Source organism: Chryseobacterium sp. RU37D (assembly GCF_900156075.1).
In the GTDB taxonomy this organism is placed as follows: Bacteria; Bacteroidota; Bacteroidia; order Flavobacteriales; family Weeksellaceae; genus Chryseobacterium.
On record NZ_FTMM01000050.1, the window covers coordinates 3,918 to 5,928 of the forward strand.

1 rRNA gene is annotated in these 2,011 nt (G+C 45.6%); it reads right to left on the bottom strand.

Annotated elements, in window-relative coordinates:
- Nucleotides 1-31 precede the first annotated feature (31 nt).
- Nucleotides 32-1,548, bottom strand: a 16S ribosomal RNA gene (locus BW926_RS13875).
- Nucleotides 1,549-2,011 lie beyond the last annotated feature (463 nt).

The window sequence follows — 2,011 nt, forward strand, 5'->3', positions numbered from 1 at the left end:
TTAATTTTGTTTTACGTCATAAGACGCTCTAAAATGAGATGTTCCAGCCGCACCTTCCGGTACGGCTACCTTGTTACGACTTAGCCCTAGTTACCTGTTTTACCCTAGGCAGCTCCTATTACGGTCACCGACTTCAGGTACCCCAGACTTCCATGGCTTGACGGGCGGTGTGTACAAGGCCCGGGAACGTATTCACCGCGCCATGGCTGATGCGCGATTACTAGCGATTCCAGCTTCATAGAGTCGAGTTGCAGACTCCAATCCGAACTGAGACCGGCTTTCGAGATTTGCATCACATCGCTGTGTAGCTGCCCTCTGTACCGGCCATTGTATTACGTGTGTGGCCCAAGGCGTAAGGGCCGTGATGATTTGACGTCATCCCCACCTTCCTCTCTACTTGCGTAGGCAGTCTCACTAGAGTCCTCAACTTAATGCTAGCAACTAGTGACAGGGGTTGCGCTCGTTGCAGGACTTAACCTAACACCTCACGGCACGAGCTGACGACAACCATGCAGCACCTTGAAAATTGCCCGAAGGAAGGTCTATTTCTAAACCGATCAATTCCCATTTAAGCCTTGGTAAGGTTCCTCGCGTATCATCGAATTAAACCACATAATCCACCGCTTGTGCGGGCCCCCGTCAATTCCTTTGAGTTTCATTCTTGCGAACGTACTCCCCAGGTGGCTAACTTATCACTTTCGCTTAGTCTCTGAATCCGAAAACCCAAAAACGAGTTAGCATCGTTTACGGCGTGGACTACCAGGGTATCTAATCCTGTTCGCTCCCCACGCTTTCGTCCATCAGCGTCAGTTAAGACATAGTGACCTGCCTTCGCAATTGGTGTTCTAAGTAATATCTATGCATTTCACCGCTACACTACTTATTCCAGCCACTTCTACCTTACTCAAGACCTGCAGTATCAATGGCAGTTTCACAGTTAAGCTGTGAGATTTCACCACTGACTTACAGATCCGCCTACGGACCCTTTAAACCCAATAAATCCGGATAACGCTTGCACCCTCCGTATTACCGCGGCTGCTGGCACGGAGTTAGCCGGTGCTTATTCGTATAGTACCTTCAGCTTTCCACACGTGGAAAGGTTTATCCCTATACAAAAGAAGTTTACAACCCATAGGGCCGTCGTCCTTCACGCGGGATGGCTGGATCAGGCGCTAACCCATTGTCCAATATTCCTCACTGCTGCCTCCCGTAGGAGTCTGGTCCGTGTCTCAGTACCAGTGTGGGGGATCACCCTCTCAGGCCCCCTAAAGATCATTGACTTGGTGAGCCGTTACCTCACCAACTATCTAATCTTGCGCGTGCCCATCTCTATCCACCGGAGTTTTCAATATTAAGTGATGCCACTCAATATATTATGGGGTATTAATCTTCCTTTCGAAAGGCTATCCCCCTGATAAAGGCAGGTTGCACACGTGTTCCGCACCCGTACGCCGCTCTCAAGATTCCGAAGAATCTCTACCGCTCGGCTTGCATGTGTTAGGCCTCCCGCTAGCGTTCATCCTGAGCCAGGATCAAACTCTCCATTGTATGTTTGTTCTTGACTCACTCAAAGTTTTTTAACGCTTTAGTTTTTCCTTACTTGGTTGTTATATTGTATGTCAATGATCTTCATTTCTTCCGCTTTTTAACGTAGCAATCTCTCTGTCAGTGTCGCTCCGTATTTGCGTGTGCAAAAGTAATAACTTATTTTTTAATGACCAAATGTTTTTTTAAGAATTTTAAAGTTTTTTGATAACCTTAATCTCTTTATTCCCATTCACCCAATCTCACTTCTGCGCCCCGTTTTACCGGATTGCAAAGATACAAAAAATTTCTAATCTCGCAACTTTTTATCTAATTAAATTTTAAATATTTTTAAAACCAAACTAAATAAAAAATACAAATCACTTTTTAGTATATCTTATAAAGTGTTTCTAAATTAATTGGCCTTGAAAGCCGATCCTGCGCTACCTACTTCCTTCCGTTTTCAGTGGCCCAAAGATAGAAACTT